Source organism: Butyricimonas sp. RTP31003st1_G1_RTP31003_210430, from assembly GCF_040920905.1.
Taxonomy (GTDB): Bacteria; Bacteroidota; Bacteroidia; order Bacteroidales; family Marinifilaceae; genus Butyricimonas; species Butyricimonas paravirosa.
Genome location: NZ_JBCOSQ010000001.1, coordinates 60,062 through 84,134, shown reverse-complemented (window position 1 = coordinate 84,134; position 24,073 = coordinate 60,062). Strand labels below are relative to the sequence as shown.

The window sequence follows — 24,073 nt, the reverse complement described above, 5'->3', positions numbered from 1 at the left end:
ATATCAATTAAAATAATTATAAACTACCGATTGTTCTCTTCAACAAATAATACTGATACAGAATACCGATCCGGGCATTCGTCAACTCCAACTCGCTACTTAACTGGATATTACTGGCATCCAGCATATCCGTCACCAAGGACAACCCGTTCAGGTAACGGTAATGCACCACATCATAATTTTCGTGAGCCAGTTGCACGCTCTTCTCCCGTGTACGTAACCGGGAATAAGCCTCGTCCAGTTCAACCCATGCGGCATGAATCCCGTTAGAGACCTGTTCATCCGCCAGTAACCGATCCTCTTCCGCCTTCCGGGTAGCAATCCGGGCTTGCTTCAACTTTTTATTATTCTTGAAAAGAGCGTCAAACTTGTACGAGATACCGATCCCGACATACCAATAATTAAAATTCTTGTCAATCGGTGGTACCTCAATCAATATCGGTCCGTCAAAATTATTCGCGGCCACGAGTCCGATATTCGGCCTACGCCCGGCACGTACCAAATCCTGTTGTTTCTTACTCATCTCTACCCCCAAATCTGCCAATTTCAAACGTGGAGATTCATTTTTCATTCCCTGCCAGGACAACTCATCCCGCCTCTCGATATTCCTTGCTAACACGGTCGTATCGGGCAAAATAACCGTCTCCGGGGCCAGACCGATCGTCGTGGTCAACTGACGGTTCAAAATTTTAATCCGGTTCCGGGTATTCGTCAACCCCTGCTCCAGATTCTGTAATTGAAGTTCATAACGGGTAATATCGCTCTTCAAGGCCGTCCCCTGTTGAAAGGCAGCTTGAATCTCTTTCACCAACAAGCGGGTTTGCTCGATATTTTTCTCGTAGACCTCTTGTTGGTTATACAACTGGTAAAGTTCCAAGTAATACCCCACCAACAGAAACCGCACCTCCTGGCGGTTATCCTGTAATTCCAGTTCTGCCACCTGTTGTTGCAACTCGCTCAATTGAATACTACGGTTGATAGCTCCCCCGGCATATACCACCTGTGTCGCTTTAATCGCGAAATTATTCCCGTAATGCGGCATTGAGGCCTTCTGCCCGTCAGAAAAATCCCGATCCGTCATCCAGCCGTTCCCGATATAACTGAACGATAAATTTGCCTCGATAGAAGGCAGTTTATCACTTTTAGCCGTTTTTATCCCCTGTTTTGTTTCATCAACAGCCAAGCGATGCGAGCGGATACTCCGACTATTCGTGTCGGCCAAACGAAACATTTCATCCACGCTCAAAACCCTTTGTTGCGCACAAACCGGTAACAGACCGGCCATACACAATAGTCCTGTCACAATTTTCTTCCTATTCATCTTGCATTCTCTTTCTTTAAGACGCTGCAAAATTCCTAAAAAAGCCACAACAATCGGATGTTCGAAAACCGAGAGAATTTGTTTTATTTGAAACTACCGACCCGCAATTATTCCTATTTTCATCGAAAAACAGTATCTTCGTGCGTTTTTTACAAAGGGAGAATTAACTATGAAGGAACTTTTAAAAAAGTATTTGATATTCGTTATCGGATTGTATTTTCTAGCCGCGGGAATCGTATTAATCATCCGTTCGGCACTAGGCACCACTCCTATTTCCAGTGTAAACTACGTATTGAGCCTGAACAGCTCTCTATCCTTGGGAACCTGCACGTTCATCATCAATATGCTATTGATCATCGGGCAATTCTGGCTAATCCGGAATAATAAAAGTAAACGGGACATCATCGAGATTTTACTCCAGTTACCTTTTTCTTTCATATTCTCGGCATTTATCGATCTGAATATGCTTTTGACAAATGGTGTACACCCCTCGAATTACGGGATGTCCATCGCCTTGCTACTCGTTGGCTGCCTCGTGCAATCCATCGGTGTTGTCCTCGAAATAAAACCCCATGTTGCCATGATGAGTGCCGAGGGATTCGTAAAATATGCCTCCCGCAGTTGTAACAAAGAATTCGGAAAATTCAAAGTGTACTTCGACGTTACCCTAGTCACGTCAGCCGTCATCCTTTCCCTCATCTTGAGCCAACGTGTAGAAGGTGTGCGGGAAGGTTCCATCATCGCGGCCTGCATAACGGGTTATCTGGTAAGCTTTCTGAACCAAAAAATCATGACACAAAAAACATTACACAAACTTCGCTCCATCATCATAAGATAACCCTTCAGCATGGAGTCTTACAATATTGTCAACATCCAAGAAATCGAGACCTTCAAAAAAGGTGAATCCTACAAGGGGGAGATCACCGTGTTCACCTCTGATATCGGCCCTAAATTCCTCCTGTTCGGAAATAAATCCGTTTACCTGAATGCCTTTTCCTATATGCTGGTGCTATCGGGAAGAGCCACGCTTTTGGTCGATAGCGTGGAATACCCAATTGACGCTCATTCATTGTGCATCCTGTCCCCACTGCACCTCACAAATTTTCGTCAAGTAAGCCGTGATTTTCAATGCCTGTGCCTCTGTTCCCGTAAGAATTTCATCGATCGCCTACCCATTCTCAACATCCAACACCGAATTACCCACGGGATGAATATGTACCACTACCCGATCGTGCAAATTTCTGAGGAAGAGAAACACCTACTAGCCTCCACCATGGAAGACCTCCGGATTCAACTTTTCCGGACGAAACATTCCTATCAGTTGGAAATGATCCAGAACGCCCTAACCCGCTATTATCTGGAAATAGACAATATATTGGATAACAAAGGAATAAATGAAGTTACTGAAAGAGTCCCACAAACCCGATACGCCAATATATTACGGAAGTTTATCTCGTTACTCATGCTCCATTACAAAACGGAACATTCCGTTCCTTTTTATGCCCGGCAAATGAATATCACGCCCCAATACTTGACTTCTATCATCAAAGCACAAACCGGTCGCACCGTGAATAATTTCATTTGCGAAATGTTGTACAGCGAGGCCCGTAACCTTCTCGCCTTATCCGAATTTTCCATCCAACAAATCGCCACCGAGTTACATTTCTCAGATCAAGCCTCCTTCAGTAAGTTTTTCAAAAGATGGGCCGGCATTTCACCCCTAGAATTCAGAAACGTGATGGTGAAATCCAAAAAGTAAAAAATAGTTTCTTCAAAAAAGAGAAATTTCAAACATAATAGGACCGTAACTATGTGAAAATTAACAGCTAAATGATAAGAAATTCAGTTCTAATTACATTGTCATCAATTGAACAATACTTGATCACTACCGTCATGAACCTTATAGATACCTTATAGTAACCTTATATGAACCTTATATGTAATAAGGTTCATAAAGTATTTATAAAATGTAATAAAAATATTATATTCGGTAGTCATCCGTTAGTCATTATCTATTAATTACAAATTCAGAATAAACCTTAGCACAAACAAGTATAATCCTCACTTATTCCTTCCAAACATACATAAGAAAAATGAGGCACACTCGTTCATTATCATAATATTCACTCGTAAAACACTAACAATAAATACATTAACATGATACCTGAATTTATTGGCAAAACGGGGAAATGATACCTAAAATGATACTAGAACTACATCAAATTATCCCTTAATCCTAATATCACAAATCATTCAGACAAAATAGAAAAGAGAAGTAACAGCACTGATAATCAACAAATTTCATTAAAAAAACAAACCCTCACAGTTTTCCAACTATAAGGGTTTTCTTCATGTTGTTGCCCCACTAGGATTCGAACCCAGACAGACAGAACCAGAATCTGTAGTGCTACCATTACACAATAGGGCAATTGTTTTATTGCGGTGCAAAGATAGTAGTTTTTTGGGATTTCAAAAAACTACTATCTATTTTTTCATGCTACTTCAATATTTTTTGATACTCTTCGTTGTTCGACAAAACCTCCAACGCCTTAGCTATATCCTTGTCATTACGGATATGATACTCGATCACACCCTCTTGCATATAATAACGTTCCATCAACTGGTCGGACAATATATCGGAAATCTCTTTCTTGAAAACATCCAAATCCCGATCGATAGAGTGTCCGAGACTATTCTTCAATTGCTCTACCTGGCTGGATACTTGATCATAGTATTTCTCGTCTTGAGTCGCCTTTACCAATCTTTCCAGAACAAGCTGGGAGGCTGTCTCGTATTCAAATTCACGCTTTTTCAAGTATTCCTTGAACTCGTTGAACAATTCATCCGACAAAACAAATTCAGAAGGAGCTGCAATCGTGGGATGAGTTGCCGCGTATTCATTGACAAAATCAAAGATCATATCCTGTAACACCAGTTCCTGGGTTACTTTAGCGTATTTCTCCGGTTCAATCTTCACGTCCGGCGTAATACCACCACCGTCATACACAGTTCTCCCTGCTTTCGTTTTAAAGGGTTTCATTAAAGAATCGGGAATCGTACCCACGCTACCATCCGGATTACGGTGGGAATAATCTACTGCTTGAATACAGCGTCCGCTAGGGATATAATATTTCGCCGTAGTTACCTTTAATTTCGTGTTATAGACCAGATCACGGGTTGTCTGCACCAATCCCTTACCGAATGAACGTTCACCGATTACAACCGCCCGATCGTAATCCTGCAAAGAACCGGAAAGGATCTCCGAGGCTGAGGCAGATGCCCGATCAATCAGCACGGCCAGTTTCATATCCGGCAACAAGGGATTTCTCGTCGTGCGATATTCCTTATCCCATTGTTTCATCTTTCCTTTCGTGCTTACAATCAAGGAACCTTTGGGCAGGAAGAAATTGGCAATCTCCACCGCCTGATCCAGCAATCCTCCCCCGTTACCGCGAAGATCAAGAACAAGGGACTGCGCTCCCCGGTTTTTCAAATCCATGATCGCACTTCTCACATCGTCGGCAGCCTTATCCGTAAAACCGGTAAAATAGATGTACCCAATCTCGTTATTCAGCATCCCGTAGTAAGGAACACTGGGAACCTGTACGACCTCCCGAAGAACCCGCTTCTCCAAAGGCTTTTCTTCCCCGACACGTTGCAGTTTAAGGACCACCTCTTTACCGGGTTGTCCTTTCAGACGGGAACTCACGTACTCGACATTCTTTCCCTTCATATTTTCCCCGTCAACAGCCAGAATTAAATCACCCGGAAGTAACCCGGCCTTGTAAGAAGGAGATCCCTTATAGGGTTCGCGGATCACCACGTAATCATCCTTCATACCGATCACGGAACCGATCCCGGCGTATTCGCCCGTTGTCATCATCTTGAACTCATCCAACTTAGTTTCCGGGTAATAAACCGTGTAGGGGTCCAGTTTCTTCAACATGGCGTCAATCCCGTCCTGCACCATTTTCTCCGGCTGCACGTCATCCACGTAAAAAAGATTCACGTCCCGGAAAAGCGTGGCAAAAATATCCAATCCCTTACTAATCTGGAATCTTTTATCGTCTTCCTTCAAGCCAAGCATCCCGAAAGCCAGTAACAAGACTCCCGAAATGAAGATAATTACACGTGTATTTTTTCTCATAATCTTATTTTAATAACAATCTAGCGAAAATAGTATATATCCAACAAAATAACAAATTTCACGGCACCGGATCGTAGCCCGAACCTCCCCATGGATGGCAGGAACATATCCGTTTTATCGCAAGGTATAATCCTTTTACCGGACCGTGTTTCCGTAACGCCTCCACCGCGTATTGTGAACACGTCGGGGTATAGCGGCAACTCGGGGGTGTCCAGGGGGAAATGCATAACTGATAAAATTTAATAGGTATCAGCAATATCCCCACCACTATCTTTTTCAATATAGCTCCTAATTTTTTTAATAGCACCGGTTATCGCTTTTTCGATTTTACCATATTCAAAAATTTCGTCATGCAAATATATGAACAATATATCCATCGTTTTATCCTCCGGGATATAAGAGTACAATATATTTTTATTCAGACGATAGGTCTCCCGAATCAAACGTTTTACCCGGTTACGTTTCACGGCTCGTTTGAAACGCCTTTTAGAAACGCTCACGGCTATTCGAGCCGGGAAATCTTTTTCTTCCCTCGGGTATAACCGGATTACCACTCGTAACGGATAAGACACGAAACTATAACCCGAGGACAGAAGTTCCTCGAATCCCCCCTTCCGGCATAGCCGTTCTTCCTTGCAAAACGTGTATTTTATCGTTTCATCCATATACGAGTGCAAACATACAAAAAATGGACATCGTTTGATGTCCATTTTCCTATTTTGATTTATTTTCTTTGTTGTAAGCCTTAATGAACTGTTCCAGCGCCATGGTCATCGAAGGGGCTTTTTCCGTGGGGGCTTTTATATCAAGCCTCAACCCGGCCTCCTCAACCGCCTCGGCTGTCGCCTCCCCGAAGGCCGCGATAATTGTCGAACCCTGTTCAAAATTCGGGTAGTTGTGGAACAATGACTTGATACCGGCCGGAGTGTAGAATGCCAATATATCATACTCTTTCAAATCCGGAATTTCAGAGGCTACATCACTGGACACGGTTTTATAGAATACGGATTTCGTGTACTTCAGGTGTAGTTCATCCATCAAAGCGGGGATATTTTCTTTATGCACGTCGGAAACCGGAACTAGGAAGTTTTCGGTCTTATGCTTTAACAGAATTTTCGTCATATCCTCGACTTTCTTGTCCCCGTAGAAGATTTTTCTCTTACGGTACACGATATATTTCTGAAGATAGAAAGCAATAGCCTCTGATATACAGAAATACTTCATCGTGTCGGGAACGGTTACCCTCATTTCAGTACAGATCCGGAAGAAATGGTCGATAGCCGTACGACTGGTGAAAACGATCCCGGTAAAATCAAGAATATTTATCCTTTCTTGACGAAATTCTTTTGCCGTGACACCTTCTACCTTTATAAATGATTTGAATTCTAATTTCAATCCAAATTCTTCTGCCAAATCAAAATACGGAGATTTCTCGGTTGTCGGCTTTGGCTGCGAAACTAGTATCTTCTTTATTTTCAACTTCTTCTGTTTTAAAATTACACTAACTTCTCTAACTTATTCCAATAGCTTGTACAAGACAAGAATCGGCAATATTTCAAGCCCACAAAGGTACAAAATCATATACAAAATTGAAACTCTATATCCATATAATATTTTAATCAATCTTATAAATCTGAAAACCAGAATAATGATACCAAGCCCTAAAATGACATATAATAACATATTTATCGCCGAAGTTTGCACGTAAAACAAGGCCAGCACGAACGGGGATATGGATAATCCCAACACGATCGCACTTGTGCGCAAATTCAAGATGATCTCCGATGCACAATGCCTTCTATTAAATGCCCACCCGAAAAGCCGCACAAGTCCCAAGACTAAAAAATAGTAACCGAAGATGATCAGAAAATAGATTAAGGCATTAAAGAATACAAAGGGAGGATCGATTAAAAAAGCCATCAACATGGACAAGATTGAAAAAGAAAGGCTAACCGACAAGAAAACGAAGAAGTAGTTCGGAATCCCGCCTTCCGATTGTAAACTGGCCCCTCTTTTCCGGTTGAAAAAATAGGTATATACAGTAGTGAGGAAACCTCTTCCTCGCAGGCGCAACAAAGCGATAAAAACGAGATACACGACCGTGTAAATCAGAATACTGGAAATAAATTCAATATTCATTTTCTCCCCGCTCAAAGGAATTCCGTCCACTAATTCCACCTGATTCGTCAGCGTGTCAAAAGGTAAGAAAGGTTTCCAAGAGACCGTTTCTCTTAACAAAGAGGCCGGAAACACCACAGAATCCGACACCGGCACGATACTATCCGTTATAACTGAATCTATTTGCTCGTCCAACATTCCCAACAACATCTTTATATTCTAACATTAATGTGCCTCGTACCAGCTTTTCCCGTAGCCCGTACCCACGGTTAAAGGCACCGCTAAGCTCACGACGTGTTCCATGCAATCCACCACGAGATTCTTCAATTCCTCGATTTCCTCGTGATGACATTTGAAGTTCAACTCGTCATGCACCTGCAAAATCATCTTGGAACGTAATCCCCGTTCTTTTAATTTCTGATGAATACATATCATCGCTTTCTTAATAATATCGGCTGCCGATCCCTGGATAGGAGCGTTTACCGCGTTTCGCTCGGCAACCCCCCGTACAACCGCGTTCCGGGAATTTATATCTCTCAGATAACGACGGCGGCCCATGATCGTCTCCACGTACCCTTTTTTCCGAGCTTTCTCCACGGATTCCTCCATATAACGTTTCACTCCGGGATAAAGGGCAAAATAGCCTTCAATCAGTTCCTTACCCTCTTTCCGGGAAATTTTCAGCCGTTCCGCCAATCCCCAAGCCGAAATACCGTAAATAATCCCGAAATTAGCCGTTTTCGCCCGTCGTCTCATCTCCGGGGTCACCTCGTCCAAAGGCACATGATAAATTTTAGATGCCGTTGCAGCATGGACGTCTTCCCCTTTCAGGAAAGCATTGATCAGCTCCGGCGTACCACTTAAATGTGCCATCAATCTTAACTCTACCTGAGAATAGTCGGCCGAGAAGAACCCATAATCCGGATCTCCCGTGATAAAAGCTTTCCGAATGTTCCGACCTTCGGCTGTCCGGATAGGTATATTTTGCAAGTTCGGATTCAAGCTACTCAATCTTCCGGTTGCCGCCTCCGCTTGGTTAAAATGCGTGTGAATCTTTCCGGTTGCCGGATCAATATACGTGGGTAAAGCCTCCGCATACGTGGTCAACAATTTCTTTAATCCCCGGTAATTAAGTATATGTCCTACAATCGGGTGTGCATCTTCTAATTTTGACAACACCTGTTCGGATGTACTGTATTGGCCTGTTTTGGTTTTCTTGTTGCCGGGATCAATATTCATCTGGTCGAACAAAATCTCGCCCAACTGCTTGGGAGAGCTAATATTGAATTCTTTACCGGCCATTTCATATATGATTTTCTCTGTCTCCGCAATTCTTATTTTCAAATCCTCGGATAGCTCATCCAGTGCCACCTTATCAATGGACACACCCTCGTACTCCATATCGGCCAGAACAGATACCAAGGGCATTTCAATTTCTTCGTACAGCTTATAAAGCCCGACTTCCTGTAAAGCCTCTTCCAGTTTTCCTTTCAAGCGGAATAATATATCCGTACGTTCGGCGAAATCCTTGTCTTTCTTAGCTCCTTCATCGGGAAATAAGGATAATTGAGGATTCTCGGTATTATCTCCTTTTATCAAACGATAATTCAGCATTTCCAAAGCAACACGTTCCAGTTCGTGGGAACTATCCGGTTGTAGAACGTAATGTGCAATCTTGACATCAAATATTTTATTTAGAATCTCTACCCCGGCTCTTCTTAACCAAATAATATCGTCCTTCACGTCATTCGAAATCAAAACTTTGTTCTGATCTTCAAGAATAGGTTTAAATAAACGAATCACGTCCTCGGCCTTATCCTTTGCTGAAGGTAACCGCAGATAACAGGCAGTATTAACGGCTGTTGAAAAACAGAGATAGTCCGGATAAGAGTTATAAATCGTGCCATCTCCAAAGATCACGTTCAGCACGTATTCCGGGGCCTCACTCAACTTCTGAAGTAATTCATCCCGTTCCGCCACGGTAGTGATTTCCTGGTAATCGACTTCTTCCGGGTGAATGGTTTCTACCAAATTTTCCTCGTGTTCTATCATGAACACTCGCTTTGCCAGAGAGAAAAGCTCCAATTCATTGAAGATCGGCTTTAACACATCGTCTTGAATCTCACCCAATGCCAAATCTTCAGCATTTACATCCGTGGGTACTTCCGTGTTGATTGTCACCAGTTCCTTTGATAAAAAGACAGTATCCTGACAACACAACAAGCGCTCTTTTTGTTTGCCTTTCAGTTCATCTATATGTTGATATACCCCTTCTATACTTCCATATTTATAAATCAATGTGGCAGCACTTTTCGGTCCGACACCATCACATCCCGGCACGTTATCCGCCGTGTCACCCATCAAACCAAGAATATCGATCACCTGTTCCACCCGCTCGATCCCGAAATGATCCAATACTTCCGGAATACCCCACACTTCAGATTTATTTCCGGCACGCCCCGGTTTATACATGAACACTCGTTCGCTGACCAACTGGGCGTAATCTTTATCCGGCGTGATCATATATACCTGAAACCCTTCTTTCTCTCCCCGCTTAGCCAGCGTACCGATCACGTCGTCCGCCTCAAACCCGCTGACAACAATAGATTTAATGCCTAATCCTTCAATAATACTTTTAATATAAGGAACCGACTTTTTCAGATCCTCCGGCATCGGGGGACGCTGGGCCTTGTAGGGAGGGTACATTTCATGACGGAAAGTAGGACCTTCCGGGTCAAAAACTACTGCCAGATGAGTCGGTTTTTCCAATTCAAGCAATTCCAGTAAAAAATTAAAAAAACCGAAAGTGGCCGATGTATTTATTCCCGTCGTCGTGATCCGGGGATTATTGATAAACGCATAATATGAACGGTAAATCAACGCATAAGCATCCAGCAAGTACAATTTTTTCTCCTCGTTAGTCATCATCTTTCCTTTTCAAATTAATCCACACAAAGTTAGACTTTTTCTCCTAACTTTTCTGCTTACTTATTTGTTTTATATTTCAGAATACCTATATTTGTCCCGAACAATGAAAAGAAAATGAACACGATGTACACCTCATATTACTATTTCTATTATTACTTTCCGGAAAAGTAAAGGGGGAATATTGTGATCATATAAAATATACAGGCCCCGAATTTCGGGGCCTTTTTTATTTAAAACCATAGACATGAATACTATTTTTTCACATACAGGTCGTTATTATTACTACTATTATTATTACCTCAACAACAGCTGGGATGACCTTGTATTACCTGTAAAAATGTAAGTAACACGTATTATATTCATTCAACCCGGCTGATCCCAGCCGGGTTTTTTAATTTAAATCCATAAATCATGACAAACAACATTCAATTTTACAGCGGAGAGAACATACCCCTGGAACTACATAAAGTCCGGGTCGTTCAAAAACTACATCTCGTACCCGTGGAACGACGCCTGAAAGCTTTGCAGGAATCCGGGTTCAATACCTTCAAGCTAAATACGAACGATGTGTTTCTGGATATGCTCACGGATAGTGGAACAAACGCCATGAGTGATAACCAAGTGGCCGCCATGTTTCGTGCCGATGACGCTTACGCCGGATCGCAAAGTTTCACCCGCCTGTTGAAAGCCGTGCAGGATGTACTTGGAAAAGAATTTCTACTCCCGGTACATCAGGGAAGAGCGGCAGAAAACATCATTTGCCGTACTTTTATCAAACCGGGACAAATAGTGCCGATGAATTACCACTTCACGACGGCCCTCGCCCATATCACGGAAAACGGGGGAAAGATCGCGGAACTTCTTTGTGACGATGCCTTGGAAATTCAGTCAACAAACCCGTTTAAAGGAAATATAGACATCCATAAACTGGAAAAATGCATTCAAGATCACGGCTCCGAAAATATCCCATTTATCCGGATGGAGGCCTCCACGAATTTAATCGGGGGCCAACCTTTTTCTATCCATAATCTTCAACAAGTCCGGGAAATTGCCGACCGACACGGAATCATACTAGTGCTGGATGCCAGCCTATTAGGTGAAAATGCCTTTCTCGTGAAACAACGGGAAAAAGAATGGAAAAATGCCTCTCTCGCCGAGATACTGAAAACTATTACGGGACTGGCCGACTTGGTTTACTTTTCTGCTAGAAAACTCAGTTCTTCCCGGGGCGGGGGTATTTGCACGAATAACCGGACGTTATACGCGAAGATGGAAACCCTTATCCCTCTTTTTGAAGGTTTTCTCACTTACGGGGGAATATCGGTCCGGGAAATTGAGGCCATGGCTGTAGGTCTCTACGAAACACAAGATGAAACCATCATCCGACAAAGCCCGGATTCTATCGCGTTCCTCGTGAATGACCTACAACAAAAAGGAATTCCTATTGTTACCCCTGCCGGTGTACTGGGATGCCACGTGGACGCCATGTCTTTCTGCAAGCACATCCCTCAATCGGAATACCCTGCCGGAGCTTTAGCCGCGGCCTTTTACCTCATTTCGGGTATTCGGGGAATGGAAAGAGGCACGATTTCCAGCGTGAGAGACGAGCAAGGAAACGAAATTCCCTCCGATCTGGAATTACTGCGCCTTGCCCTACCCCGGCGGGTGTTCACGCTATCGCAAATCAAATACGTGAGTGACCGGATGCAATGGTTATTTGATAACCGCCACCTGATCGGAGGACTACGTTTCGTGTATGAACCCCCGGTTCTACGTTTTTTCATGGGGACATTAACTCCTACCTCCGGATGGCCGCTACGTCTTCTAGCCAAATTTAAAGAAGATTTCGGAGAAAGTCTTTAATGAAATAATATTATATAACCCATTAAATAAAATACAATTATGAAAACAAAAAAATCAAATCTTCAAAAAGGAAACAAGAATACGCAAAATCGCCTATCAATTTCAAAACAAACAAGTAAAAAGACTTCTACTAAAAAAGAATCTAAATTCAGTTTTAAACACGGAACGTTCTGTTGAAATACATCATCCGCCGGGAGCTATCCAAAAAGTAAAGGGATAGCTCCATTTTTAGAAAAGAAAAGAATATCTTTGAATTTTAATTTTGTAGTTAAAATGACCAAGCCATTAGAAATACAATCCTATTCCGAATGGAATCTGTTCACCCGCCAAGAACGTCCGTTAATGATCGCGGGTCCTTGCAGTGCTGAGAGTGAAGAGCAACTCTTTAACACGGCAACTAAACTGAAAAACAATGGAATAGAAGTTTTACGAGCCGGAATATGGAAACCTAGGACCCGTCCGAATTGTTTTGAAGGAGTCGGAGTAAAAGGATTGCCTTGGCTACAAAATATCCAAAAGGAACTGGGAATGAAAATTTCCACGGAAGTTGCTAATGCCCATCACGTGGAAGTCGCACTGAAATACGGGATGAATATGGTATGGATTGGCGCCCGTTCCACGGCAAACCCGTTTGCCGTTCAAGAAATTGCGGAATCATTAAAAGGAGTTGATATTCCGGTTCTCGTCAAGAATCCGGTAAACCCGGACATAGAACTATGGATCGGTGCTTTTGAACGTCTCTATTTGTGTGGTATTACAAAATTAGGAGCTATTCATCGCGGTTTTTCATCCTATAACAGCACTCGCTATCGTAATATGCCTCAATGGCAAATACCGATTGAATTAAAGCGACGCATCAAGAATCTACCGCTTTTCTGTGACCCCAGCCACATCAGCGGCCATCGGGAATATATTCAGGAAATATCCCAGAAAGCAATGGACCTGGGATTCGATGGATTAATCATCGAGTCGCACGTGAATCCGGATTGTGCATTAAGTGATGCTTTTCAACAAATTACCCCCGATCAATTAAATCAAATTCTATCCCATCTGATCATCCGGGAAGAACATCCTAACAACTCAAATAATACCTTAATCATCGAAGAACTCCGGGAAAAAATAGATACTCTGGATAACACGATCATGGAAGTCCTTACCAACCGGATGAAAATTATTGAAGAGATCGGGACGTATAAAAAACAAAACAATATTACCATTCTCCAACCGGATCGCTGGGAAAAAATCCTAACCCGTGTTCTTGAAGAGGCCCGCAAGAATAATTTGAGTGAAGAACTCGTGGAGCGCGTGTTCAAAGCTATCCACCAAGCCTCTATCGATAGACAAACAGATATTATGAACGAATAAACCCCTTAAAAGTTTATACACTCTTAAGGGGTAATAGTTTATATTAATCTCAGATTACTTCAGTTTAATCATTTTCATACCACCGGGACCTTTTATCTCTTTCGGTTTGGACAATTGTTCCTCTATAAACGGAATCAGTTTACCGTTAGAAGGTCTCATCGCATTGATCGTGATAATTTTACCTTCACTATCAAACATCATAAAACGAGGTATACCGGTTATTATGTATTCATTGTACAATTTATCCTTTAAAGCTCCATCAACTATATATTGCGGCCATTGGGGTTTGTCTTCATCTAATTTTTTCTCCCAAAGGTTCTTTTTACTATCCACTGATACACTCACCAATAGAACCCGTGGATCATCTTTATAGTGTTGGTATAATTTTTCCATGTTAGGAATCTCTTCCACACACGGCCCACACCATGTAGCCCAAATATCCATATAAACAAGTTTTCCCTTAAAATCTGAGAGTTTCACCAGATTACCATCACGATCACGCATTTCAAAATCCTTAGCTACCGATCCAGCCTCAAGATTATTATCCTTTGATGGTAATGGTCGTGCTTTCACAAAAGCAAGATGTTCCGGGTCTGTATTTATTTTATTAAAAGTTTCAACGAACTCTCTCGCATGAGCATTTCCCCCTCCCATATAAAACATAATGGCATAATAGTGAGAAACACTATTTTTAATCTCTTGATTACTTACCAGTTCATCAAGGATCAATAACTTTCTAATAAATGATTTAGCTGGATCATCTTGAGCGGTAGCCCTGTTTCTTGCCTCCCAAGATATTCGCCTTTCCACCACTCCCGTATAACCTAATGAGGCTTTGCGAGGATCTTTTCTAAAAGTGATACTATCATTCACATCCATTGACTTCATAAATTTTATGTAGTCAGCGTCCGTAAGAGTCAGTTTTTCGTCACCCCTTCCAAATCCAATTTTAGCCGAAATAATATCCACATTCTTTTCCACCCGATACTCCTCGACAAGATCCTGATCTCCCTTAATTTTATTCAATAATTGATCCAATTTTTTATCCAAACGATCCAAATTTGCCGAATACTCTTTAAACGTGGTAAATTTCTGTCCTCTAGCTCCTTTCAATCCAGATAACTGATTCGCATGAACAAATAAATAGGTATTAATATCCGTCCTATCCCCTGCAAATTTTGCTATTGTATTTCCATCCTTATCTTTTGATACTTCCAACCGGACTTCTTCCCCTTTACCTACTAACACGGGAATCCGGGTTTCATCAGGCATATTTATAGTAAACTTTTGTCCTTCATACCTGATCACCGGGTTAAATACAAACGATCCGTCACTTCCTATTTTAAGGGCCTCCCGATCACAACCTCCAATATTAATTTTTATCGTTTCGCCCTGATAATCATTAAATTTTCCTTTAATCACCTGTGCATTCACGGTGAACACTCCAAGCAATATAATGCTTAATAAAATTAGTTTTTTCATCCTCATCAATATTTTATTGTTATTTATTATTTTGCCAATCATTATTAAATACAAGTATTTTCGGTGGAATTTGATAAACAAGCCGATCTTCTGTCAGCGCATAAGTACTTTCCCCATCTGTATGTGTATATTCAGCCTTCCAATCTTGAAAAAGCGGATCATTCCATAATCTTCTCATATCAAACCAACGTATTCCGGTCATCATATATTCCCGCAACCGTTCTTCCACGACAAAGCGGATTAGTTTTTCCTGAGAAGTTATATCGGCAGGAATCACCGCAGCCTCTTGAGACATTCTATGACGCCGGAATTCTTCAAGATTTATCCGGGCCTCATTCTGCAAAGCCTGATCCATAGAACGAGCCTGACACTCTACTAGCATTAAATATAGGTCTGGCATTTCAACCCCTAAATTAAAGACAGTCCTGCAAGGTAATCTTCTATATCCCTCCATAGCAGCCCCGGTCCTCGTTTTATTCGAAAAAAAGTTTCTTCGAAGATCATCTTGCCCGTACATATCCATATATTTTTCCTTTATAAATAATTTAGGTTGGCCCGTTGCACTGGAAATAGAAGAGATTGAATACTGATAGTTGTAAACAACCTCTTTATTGGCTCCCGTATTATTAGCCGGGAAACCGGAAGTCCATGCGTATGGCTTAGCGGAATTATATCCCCATTCACTCAACATTTGATTATAATCCCACAGAGTGATACCCGTGGTGTTTATTTCAGAAGATTTAAGTGCTTTCTCTAAGGCAATTCTTGCATTCTCATAATCTCCTTTAACCCAGTAAGCCCTACCCAAGAAAAACCATCCTGCACATTGATAAATTCGTAATGGATGATTCGTTGATTCCACCAAATCGGGACAAGATTCTTCCAATTCTTTAATGATGAAATCATAAACTTCCTGAACTGTACTCCGTTTCAGATTTTTCAAATTCATATCATCCTCAACAACAAGGGGAACACATAAATCCGAATTCGCCGTTGATTCATTATATGGTTTTCCAAAATACTGGGCAAGAATCAGATATCTAAAAGCCCTATTTACCCGTGCTTCAGCTTGAAGTTCCAGCTTTCGTTTATTCGTCCCACCCGATGCATCCATCACATTATTAATGATAACATTGAACGTGTAGATTTGCTGGTACATTGTTGCCCATTCACAAACATCATCCTCTTCACCGAAAATTTTCCCCTCCCACTGATATGCCTGATTCATCTTGAAATCAAGTTCAGAAACCGAAGTTTGTGTCGCCGTAAGTTCATCCCCCATAAAAATATTATACAGGGTACTCACACCTAATTTCGTCCCGAGTTCCGTTACTTGAGAATAGGTTACAGAAGTCAGATTTGTACTATTGAACATTCCGTTATAGTGTTCAATTGTTTCGGGAATATCCTTTCCTTTAGGTTTTACATCAAGGAAATCCTTACAACCTCCAAGCAACAAGACAACACTCAATATAGTTGCCAATCCGTGATATACATGATTACATTTCATAGGTCAACCTTATTTAAAATTAATAGTAAGCCCAAATGACCACGACGGACCGTATTTTGTCCCGCGTAAGCCACTTCTGTAATGGTGATATTCAGGGTCTATCCCATCATTATTTGCCGCTATCAAGAATAAATTAGAGGCTTGTGCCCGTAACGTTATTCTATCCATGAATAGTTTATCACACAAACTTTTAGGCAGAGAGTAGGATAATGTAACATCCCGTAACTTAACATAAGATGCATCCAAGACATTAATATCCGCTAATTCGTAAAAAGTAATGTCCCGTGACTTCGTTTTATTTTCAACCGTTTTAGAAACATATTTCGGCACATCCGTGTATTTCTCATCACCGGGTTCCCGCCAACGGTCCAAAAACTTCTTACTTACATTACGTGCCAGTCGCCCGTACCAAAAATTATTTACATCACGACGCATTTTGTGACCAAAATTATACACAAGCATAAACGAAAAATCAAACCCCTTGTAAGAAAAGTTGTTCGTTAATGCACCATACCATTTCGGCTGAGTAACACCCATAAACTTCACGGCATCCTCGGTCAAAGATTCATCTTGATAATCACTGATTATTTGTCCTTCTGCGTTGTAAACCTGAGGGTTTCCTTCCTCACTCAAACCTGCCCACCGATACGCAAACAAGCTATTACCTGCATAACCTTCAATATAGTCCATGTACACTTTTTTACCCGCGGTCATTGCACCATCAAGATTGAGTTTCAGAACTTTATTACGGTTATTCGTCATTGTCAGTACGGTTGACCAACTAAAATTTCGTGTAAAAATATTCTTCGTCCTAAGAGATACTTCAAATCCCTGATTTTTCATATCTCCGAAATTAGTATAAAAACTCTCCCACCCCAGCGTCTGATCGGTCGGCTTTGTTGCTAACAATTCTGTTGTCAATTTATGGTACACGTCTATTGATGCGGTAATCCGATTATTGAACATGGCCACATCTACCCCGCCATTTATAGTCCGAGTTCTTTCCCAATGAATCTTATCATTTGCCGGATACATGATGTCATAACCTATACCCAATCCTGCAAACATCGTACTGGCCTTTGCATTCAACAGATTATAAGGGCCTCCTTTACCCGGTTTAGGGGAATTTCCTCCCAAACCATAACTAAACCGGAAATCCAGACGATTCAGGAAATCAACCTGATCCATAAAACTTTCCCTCTTCAAGTTCCAAGCCACACCAACAGACCAAATGGGTTTAAACTGGACACTAGGATCACTTCCGTATAAATTTGACTGATCCACTCGAATACTGCCGTTTAAAGTATATTTGCTATTGTAAGTATAGGCAACATTCGAATAAAAAGAAACAAACCGTTTTTCCGTTTCACTTTGGGAAAACATTTTCGTTACCAATGTATTACGGGGTGTTCCGAAATTACTATACACGGCACCTGAAACTCCATTTGTGGCAAGTTCCTTTTCGTCATACGCTTGGTAAGTTTGCGATTGCGGATCATATCCCCGTCGTGTATTCGAATTGGACGTAGATACTCCCGACTGTATTTCCATACCGGCAATCGCCGTTATTTGTTGCTTATCCTTACCGAAAACACGGTCATAATTGAACTGATTTCGAATCGTCCAGTTCATCCCGTCAATATTAGCAAGGGTATATCGGCCTCCGGTAGTGGGAAGATAATAAGTCGGAGCCGTGGTAGAAGGCGGATTAGCCGGTTTTGTGTATCTTGCTAACTCTATTCTGACTAGCGACGAATTTTGACTGTAAAATAACTCGCTCTTGCTATAATTTTGCTGGTACTGGAAACGTCCCTCATATTTTAATCCCTTGATCAAATTGATAGCTATTCCCAAATTTACACGGCCATTCACTGATTTTGACTTATTAAACCCTTCTTTCATATCATCCAAGGGGACATAACTCAAATCAAGAAGACTCTTTGTTTCAAGCTCATCTTGATAATCTTTATAAAAAACCGTGTGGGAATGGTCAATTGGGTTCCCTTCTTCATCTGCCAACATCTCATAAGGTAAAATCGTATTTTCATTCGTGTATGCCGGCATGAGACCTGTTTTTACATTCTGCACGGAAAGATTCGTTGTCAAGTCAATTTTCAACCATTTTTTCAACTGTATATTATGCTTAAAATTGAGCATGATCTTGTTGGTATTCGCCCGTTCGGTACTTTGGTTGTACTCGTAACCAACCGATCCATAGATGGAATAAATATCATTGGCTGCACCCGAAAATGATACCGTATGTTTCGTGAATAAAGCCGGCTGCAATAAATATTTTTCAATTTGTGAACGATTATTCAACTTGGCTAATGCATCAAGCTGCCGATCTCGTTCAATCTCATCTATCTCACCATTAGCATACTGATATAACGGTATTTCATGCGGATAGACCAAAGCTCCCCCATTTTTGGTTGTTACCGTAGCCCACGGATAAGCTTCCGGATCAAAAATCTCCTTTGCAGATTGGATGATCTGTTCACTACTCATAAGTCCCCTATATCCAAAATCAGGAAGTCCCTTGTAGGTAAATGAACCATCATAAGTGATTTTTAAACGATGATCCCCGGTTTTCCCCGATTTCGTAGTTATCACGATTACCCCATTTGCGGCTCTCGCCCCCCAAATTGAAGCAGAAGTCGCATCTTTAAGGAAGGTCACGCTCTCTATATCGTTACTGTTTATAAGTTCTTCAATATTTCCTTCCTCTAATGCAACCCCATCAACCACGATAAGTGGTTCGGTTGACGAGTTGATCGAAGTGGTTCCCCGGATCAGGAATTTGTCTTCTCCCGTTCCGTAATTCACGCTTAATCCGGGAGTAAGTCCCTCAAGAGTTTCAAGAATATTCCCCGTTAGATTCGCTTTTTTGGACACTTCTTCACCTGAAACCCTCGAATATGAACCCGCACTTCTTTCCCTGGAAATAGTCTGGTAACCAGTCACTATTACATCATCAAATTTTTGCAATTTAGCAGTTAAGACAACTTTATAGTTATCTTTTTCCGAAACTTTCAATTCCTGTGGCTCCATCCCCACAAACGAAAGAACAAATACCGGTTTCGTACCATCTTCAACTGCAACATTAAACTTCCCGTTAACATCCGTTGCAACACCTTTATGTGAACCTTTAATAACAACGTGAACACCCGGTAAGGGTTGCCCGGTTTCATCCGTTACCACACCTGTAATCATTCTCACCGCTTTCAAGGGACGATCAACAGGAGCTTTCCGAATAACAACAACGCTATCTTCGAAAACATAAGTCAATCCCAATGCAGGTAAAAATTCTTTTAATACTTTTTCTAATTCCTGATTATCAGCCTTTACAGAAACTTTTCCTTTAGATTCAACCAATTTATGGTCGTACAAGAAAACCATTTTAGCCTGTTTTCCCAATTCTGCAAAAACTTCTGAAAGTGGAGTTTCCGTGAAATTAACTGAAATTTTAGCTGTCTGGGAAAAAGCAACTGTATTTACTGATAAAAATAAAATCATCAATAAAAAAAGTGGCAATTTCATTTTAATTAAAAATCTCCGGACACTCAATTCATCCGTCAACCTTTTCTTGGTTCGCTTTTTTTTCATAACTTTGTTTTTTAATTATTACTACTTAGCAAAATAGTCTCACTACCATTTAAGCTATTTTGCAGGTTTAGCTTGCTAAGGATGCAACCTTAGCAAGTTTATTTTTTCCTGACGGTTAATTTCTTACCATTCAGTTCAAATGTAACATTATTGGTATATTCGAATTTTTTAAGCAGATTCATGAGATTGTCGTAACGAGCCATCTTGCCTGAACTCGTGAAACACAAGTCTTTAACTGATTCATCTGCATAGACCACGTCCACATCATACCACAATGACAGCATCGCTAATATATCTTCAAGTCTCGTTTCATTGAATTTATAAAAACCATTTTTCCAGGATGTATATAATTCAGTGTCAACTTCCTGTATCTTTACTGATCTCGTCTCTTTCTCAAAAACAATTTGTTGACCCGGGAGAATCGTATGGGTATTACCGGAACATTCCACGTCAATTTTTCCATTAACGAGTGTCGTCCTGACAATTTTATAATCCGGGTAGGCATTTATATTGAAAGAGGTTCCCCGAACTAAAATATTCATATCATTTGTTTTAACAATGAATGGTTTATTCGGATTATGCGTTACTTCAAAATAGGCCTCTCCTTCAAGAAATACTTGCCGACTTCCACCTGCAAACGAAACAGGGTATTTCAATGTTGACGAAGAATTTAAATAAACCCGAGTTCCATCTTCAAGCGTCACGTTCCATTCTCCTCCCCTTTCCGTTTTCAATATATTATACTCCATTTGCCGCAAGCTATCAGCACGTTGATATGTCAATGTTTTGTCACTGGATGAAACATTCACATGATCCATTCCCGTCAAACGATTCTCTTTAATCGTATCCAGATCTAGCCAGTTACCATTTGCAAGTTGTAGTTGAACTTTCGAATGTTCGCCACTTTCATTCAAGTTTACAGATCCCGGCTCCGGATGATTTAAAAACAAGGTAAATAAGGCAACAAGAGCAAAAACAGCCGCCACCGAAGTTGATACAAGAATTTTCCGACGAATGAATCTCCTATTCCGATGCTGTTTTAATCGGGATAGTACATTTGTATATTCTGACCTCCATTGTTCAAATTTCTCATCACTGAGTGAATACGAATCATATGCTTTTATTTTCTGATATAATGCACGATGCTCAGCCGACTCGGCTAACCATTCTGATAGTATTTCCGATTCCTGATCATTTAATGATCCATCAAGACTTTTATTAATAATAATCCAATCTATCGAGTCCATTTTTTGAGTTTATTTGTATATACAATCCCAAGAACTCAAAAAGGTTTACAAATAATTCCGATTTTTTTTTCTACTCTTGGAAAAATTCTAAGTACGCACTAATCAAAATAAAGAAAGCAGAATCAGCAGCCAATTGTTCTTTTATCTTTAATATTGCCCTATGTACTTGCACTTTAGCTGTATTTTCAGAAATTGAAAGCTCCGACGCAATTTCGCTATATTTCATTTCTTTGATCAATCGCATTTTAGCTATCTGACGACATTTACCCGATAAATGTTCTATCGCAAGATAAATCTTTTCTAATAACTCTTCATCATCAATCCATTCCATGGATTCGGAATTCAACATTGCCTCTGCATAGAGAACATTTCGACGATCTTCAACTTTCCGATCCCGCAAATATTTCAAACATGAATTACGGACAGATACAAATAACCAACCTGAAAGATTACTCCGGGCAGATAATTTCTTGCTATTTTCATATAAACTGATGAATACATCCTGTACTAGATCGTGAGCAACCTCGGTATCAAATACCATTCGCTCGGCAAAATGATGTAACTGTTTGAAATAAATCTCAAACAACTCTTGATAAGCCGCCTCATCATTAGCCTTTAATCTTTCTAGCAGAATATTAGTTTCATCCATTACACTGAAATACACACAAAGATATAAAATTATTAAGAAACAGCAGAATGAAAATAATCATACACGATATTTCCTTTAGCCGGACCTATGGCTTTTGCTAACTCTTCACGAGATGCCTCTTTTATAGCATTTACAGATTTAAAATATTGTAATAAAGATACTTCTGTTTTCTCACCTATACCTTTAATTTCACTTAATACACTGATTGTCTGTTTTTTCTCTCGTAATTTACGATGAAAAGTGATACCAAAACGGTGAGCCTCGTCCCGGATGTGCATTAATGTCTTTAAAGCCACGGAAGTTTTCGCTAACAAATAAGGATCTTTATCTCCGGGATAATATATTTCTTCCATTTGCTTGGCCAAACCAATGATAGGTACTCTTTCCAACAAATCCAATTTACGTAATGTGGCCACGGCTGAACTTAATTGCCCCTTTCCACCATCCACCACAATCAAATCAGGCAACTCCCCACCCTCTTCAAGTACCCGGTGATAGCGACGGTACAATATCTCTTCCATCGAAGCGAAATCATTTGCCCCAATAACAGTTTTCACGTGGAAACGTCTGTATTCCCGCTTTGCCGGTTTACCGTCAATAAAAACAACACAAGAGGCTACAGGATTGGTCCCTTGTATATTAGAGTTATCGAAACATTCCATCCGGTGAGGTAATCGAGGTAATTTCAGATCATTTTTTATCGTATTTAGTAGATCTAATTTACTATCCTGCCGCCGTAATCCCCGCTGCCGCTCCCGATCCATTTTAAAGAATTTCACATTCCGTTCAGATAACTCCAATAGTTGTTTTTTCTCCCCTCTTTGCGGGATAGCATAGTTCATTCCTTCCATCAAAACATCCGGGTAGAAAGGTACTAGAACCTCCCTAGAGCGACTATTTACCAATTGGCGGATCTCAAAAATGGCAAAAGAAAGCAAAGACTCTTTTGATTCATCCAATTTTTTCTCTAATTCAATAGTATGCACTTGATTCACAGCTCCATGAACAATTCTCAAGTAATTCACATAGGCATATTTTTCATCTTCCAAGTAAGAAAATACATCTATATCGTTTATTGAGGTACTTACTATCGTGGATTTTGTTTGATGAGTTTTCAATGCTTCTATGGCCTCCTTCATTTCCTGTGCCTTTTCGAATTGAAGAGAAATAGTATATTCCTTCATTTTTCGAGTCATAAAATCGATCACGGAAGAAATATTTCCTTTCAAAATATTCCGGATTTGTGCAATATACTCCATGTATTCCTCTTCCCGCACGTACCCGACGCAAGGCCCCATACAATTTCCGATGTGATATTCCAGGCATACTTTATACTTTCCACTATAAACAGCTGATTTATTGAGAGATAAATTACAAGTTCTCAATTTATACAGTGATTTTATCAAGGAAATCAAGGTGTTAGCATATTTAGCCGAAGTGTAAGGCCCAAAATACTCTGAACCGTTCCGGATAAATTTCCGAGTGGTAAAAACTCGTGGAAAAGCCTCTTTTGTAATACAAATCCAAGGGTACGTTTTATCATCTTTCAACAGAATATTATACCTAGGTTTGTATTTTTTTATCAAATTATTCTCTAGTAATAGCGCATCTTCCTCTGTATTAACCACAATGTACTTCAAATCCCGTATTTTACGGACCAAAACCATTGTTTTAGAGGTCTGATTTGTCTTCACAAAATAAGATGAAACTCTGTTTTTCAGATTCTTAGCCTTACCTATATATATAATTACTCCATTTGCATCAAAAAATTGATACACTCCCGGAGTCGTAGGTAATTTACTGACTTTCTCTTTCAATCCAAATTCATCTTCTGCCATAT

General features: G+C 40.6%; 17 protein-coding genes and 1 tRNA gene. 4 read left to right on the top strand and 14 right to left on the bottom strand.

Annotation, left to right across the window (positions count from 1 at the left end; genetic code table 11):
- Positions 1–16: 16 nt before the first annotated feature.
- Complete coding sequence (locus AB5542_RS00305) at positions 17–1,321, bottom strand: TolC family protein (protein ID WP_279038636.1); 1,305 nt, start codon at positions 1,319–1,321, stop codon at positions 17–19.
- A 169-nt stretch (positions 1,322–1,490) separates the two neighbouring features.
- Between AB5542_RS00305 and AB5542_RS00300 the strand changes: the two genes are divergently transcribed.
- Positions 1,491–2,159, top strand: coding sequence for a YczE/YyaS/YitT family protein (locus AB5542_RS00300; RefSeq protein ID WP_087419246.1), 669 nt, complete (start codon positions 1,491–1,493; stop codon positions 2,157–2,159).
- A 9-nt stretch (positions 2,160–2,168) separates the two neighbouring features.
- On the top strand, positions 2,169–3,080 hold the full coding sequence (locus tag AB5542_RS00295; protein ID WP_279038637.1) for a helix-turn-helix domain-containing protein: 912 nt from the start codon (positions 2,169–2,171) through the stop codon (positions 3,078–3,080).
- A gap of 598 nt (positions 3,081–3,678) precedes the next feature.
- On the opposite strand, the gene AB5542_RS00290 is transcribed toward AB5542_RS00295, so the two are convergent.
- The 7 genes from AB5542_RS00290 to polA form a co-directional block, all read right to left on the bottom strand.
- Positions 3,679–3,749: transfer RNA gene (locus AB5542_RS00290), tRNA-Gln, on the bottom strand.
- Positions 3,750–3,818: 69 nt separating this feature from the next.
- Positions 3,819–5,468: a S41 family peptidase gene (locus AB5542_RS00285; protein WP_270544937.1), complete on the bottom strand. Its 1,650-nt coding sequence runs from the start codon at positions 5,466–5,468 to the stop codon at positions 3,819–3,821.
- Positions 5,469–5,526: 58 nt separating this feature from the next.
- Complete coding sequence (yidD, locus tag AB5542_RS00280) at positions 5,527–5,748, bottom strand: membrane protein insertion efficiency factor YidD (RefSeq protein ID WP_106481061.1); 222 nt, start codon at positions 5,746–5,748, stop codon at positions 5,527–5,529.
- On the bottom strand, positions 5,708–6,178 hold the full coding sequence (gene rnpA, locus AB5542_RS00275) for a ribonuclease P protein component (RefSeq protein ID WP_118305227.1): 471 nt from the start codon (positions 6,176–6,178) through the stop codon (positions 5,708–5,710). The genes yidD and rnpA overlap by 41 nt, the downstream gene beginning before the upstream one ends.
- A 4-nt stretch (positions 6,179–6,182) precedes the next feature.
- Positions 6,183–6,947, bottom strand: a complete 765-nt coding sequence (locus AB5542_RS00270; protein ID WP_027202147.1) for a uroporphyrinogen-III synthase — start codon at positions 6,945–6,947, stop codon at positions 6,183–6,185.
- 36 nt (positions 6,948–6,983) lie between these two features.
- On the bottom strand, positions 6,984–7,796 hold the full coding sequence (locus AB5542_RS00265) for a DUF4271 domain-containing protein (RefSeq protein ID WP_118305226.1): 813 nt from the start codon (positions 7,794–7,796) through the stop codon (positions 6,984–6,986).
- Between the two features lie 15 nt (positions 7,797–7,811).
- Positions 7,812–10,511 carry a DNA polymerase I gene (polA, locus tag AB5542_RS00260; protein ID WP_279038652.1) on the bottom strand — a complete coding sequence of 900 codons (2,700 nt, stop codon included), beginning with the start codon at positions 10,509–10,511 and terminating at the stop codon, positions 7,812–7,814.
- Positions 10,512–10,925: 414 nt separating this feature from the next.
- Here polA and AB5542_RS00255 point away from each other — a divergent pair, with 414 nt between their 5' ends.
- Together AB5542_RS00255 and AB5542_RS00250 are read left to right on the top strand one after the other, a co-directional pair.
- Positions 10,926–12,377, top strand: coding sequence for a tryptophanase (locus tag AB5542_RS00255; protein ID WP_279038639.1), 1,452 nt, complete (start codon positions 10,926–10,928; stop codon positions 12,375–12,377).
- A 273-nt stretch (positions 12,378–12,650) separates the two neighbouring features.
- Positions 12,651–13,742, top strand: coding sequence for a bifunctional 3-deoxy-7-phosphoheptulonate synthase/chorismate mutase type II (locus AB5542_RS00250; protein WP_279038640.1), 1,092 nt, complete (start codon positions 12,651–12,653; stop codon positions 13,740–13,742).
- Between the two features lie 54 nt (positions 13,743–13,796).
- On the opposite strand, the gene AB5542_RS00245 is transcribed toward AB5542_RS00250, so the two are convergent.
- From AB5542_RS00245 to uvrC, 6 genes are all read right to left on the bottom strand, one after another.
- Positions 13,797–15,224 carry a TlpA family protein disulfide reductase gene (locus AB5542_RS00245; protein WP_279038641.1) on the bottom strand — a complete coding sequence of 476 codons (1,428 nt, stop codon included), beginning with the start codon at positions 15,222–15,224 and terminating at the stop codon, positions 13,797–13,799.
- A gap of 19 nt (positions 15,225–15,243) precedes the next feature.
- Positions 15,244–16,734, bottom strand: a complete 1,491-nt coding sequence (locus tag AB5542_RS00240) for a RagB/SusD family nutrient uptake outer membrane protein (protein WP_279038642.1) — start codon at positions 16,732–16,734, stop codon at positions 15,244–15,246.
- A 9-nt stretch (positions 16,735–16,743) separates the two neighbouring features.
- Entirely contained in the window at positions 16,744–20,337 is a 3,594-nt protein-coding gene (locus AB5542_RS00235; RefSeq protein ID WP_279038643.1) for a SusC/RagA family TonB-linked outer membrane protein, read from the bottom strand.
- A 98-nt stretch (positions 20,338–20,435) separates the two neighbouring features.
- The gene (locus tag AB5542_RS00230) at positions 20,436–21,584 is read right to left on the bottom strand and encodes a FecR family protein (protein WP_279038644.1); all 1,149 of its coding nucleotides are present in this window, start codon (positions 21,582–21,584) and stop codon (positions 20,436–20,438) included.
- A 70-nt stretch (positions 21,585–21,654) separates the two neighbouring features.
- Complete coding sequence (locus tag AB5542_RS00225; protein WP_140402526.1) at positions 21,655–22,248, bottom strand: RNA polymerase sigma factor; 594 nt, start codon at positions 22,246–22,248, stop codon at positions 21,655–21,657.
- A gap of 17 nt (positions 22,249–22,265) precedes the next feature.
- Positions 22,266–24,071, bottom strand: coding sequence for an excinuclease ABC subunit UvrC (uvrC, locus tag AB5542_RS00220; protein WP_279038645.1), 1,806 nt, complete (start codon positions 24,069–24,071; stop codon positions 22,266–22,268).
- Positions 24,072–24,073: the final 2 nt, after the last annotated feature.

Bases quoted from the DNA above. Each gene is read 5' to 3' on its own strand.
- AB5542_RS00305 (WP_279038636.1), bottom strand. From the start codon at position 1,321: ATGAATAGGAAGAAAATTGTGACAGGACTATTGTGTATGGCCGGTCTG.
- AB5542_RS00300 (WP_087419246.1), top strand. From the start codon at position 1,491: ATGAAGGAACTTTTAAAAAAGTATTTGATATTCGTTATCGGATTGTAT.
- AB5542_RS00295 (WP_279038637.1), top strand. From the start codon at position 2,169: ATGGAGTCTTACAATATTGTCAACATCCAAGAAATCGAGACCTTCAAA.
- AB5542_RS00285 (WP_270544937.1), bottom strand. From the start codon at position 5,468: ATGAGAAAAAATACACGTGTAATTATCTTCATTTCGGGAGTCTTGTTA.
- rnpA (WP_118305227.1), bottom strand. From the start codon at position 6,178: ATGGACATCAAACGATGTCCATTTTTTGTATGTTTGCACTCGTATATG.
- AB5542_RS00265 (WP_118305226.1), bottom strand. From the start codon at position 7,796: ATGTTGTTGGGAATGTTGGACGAGCAAATAGATTCAGTTATAACGGAT.
- polA (WP_279038652.1), bottom strand. From the start codon at position 10,511: ATGACTAACGAGGAGAAAAAATTGTACTTGCTGGATGCTTATGCGTTG.
- AB5542_RS00255 (WP_279038639.1), top strand. From the start codon at position 10,926: ATGACAAACAACATTCAATTTTACAGCGGAGAGAACATACCCCTGGAA.
- AB5542_RS00250 (WP_279038640.1), top strand. From the start codon at position 12,651: ATGACCAAGCCATTAGAAATACAATCCTATTCCGAATGGAATCTGTTC.
- AB5542_RS00245 (WP_279038641.1), bottom strand. From the start codon at position 15,224: ATGAAAAAACTAATTTTATTAAGCATTATATTGCTTGGAGTGTTCACC.
- AB5542_RS00240 (WP_279038642.1), bottom strand. From the start codon at position 16,734: ATGAAATGTAATCATGTATATCACGGATTGGCAACTATATTGAGTGTT.
- AB5542_RS00235 (WP_279038643.1), bottom strand. From the start codon at position 20,337: ATGAAAAAAAAGCGAACCAAGAAAAGGTTGACGGATGAATTGAGTGTC.
- AB5542_RS00230 (WP_279038644.1), bottom strand. From the start codon at position 21,584: ATGGACTCGATAGATTGGATTATTATTAATAAAAGTCTTGATGGATCA.
- uvrC (WP_279038645.1), bottom strand. From the start codon at position 24,071: ATGGCAGAAGATGAATTTGGATTGAAAGAGAAAGTCAGTAAATTACCT.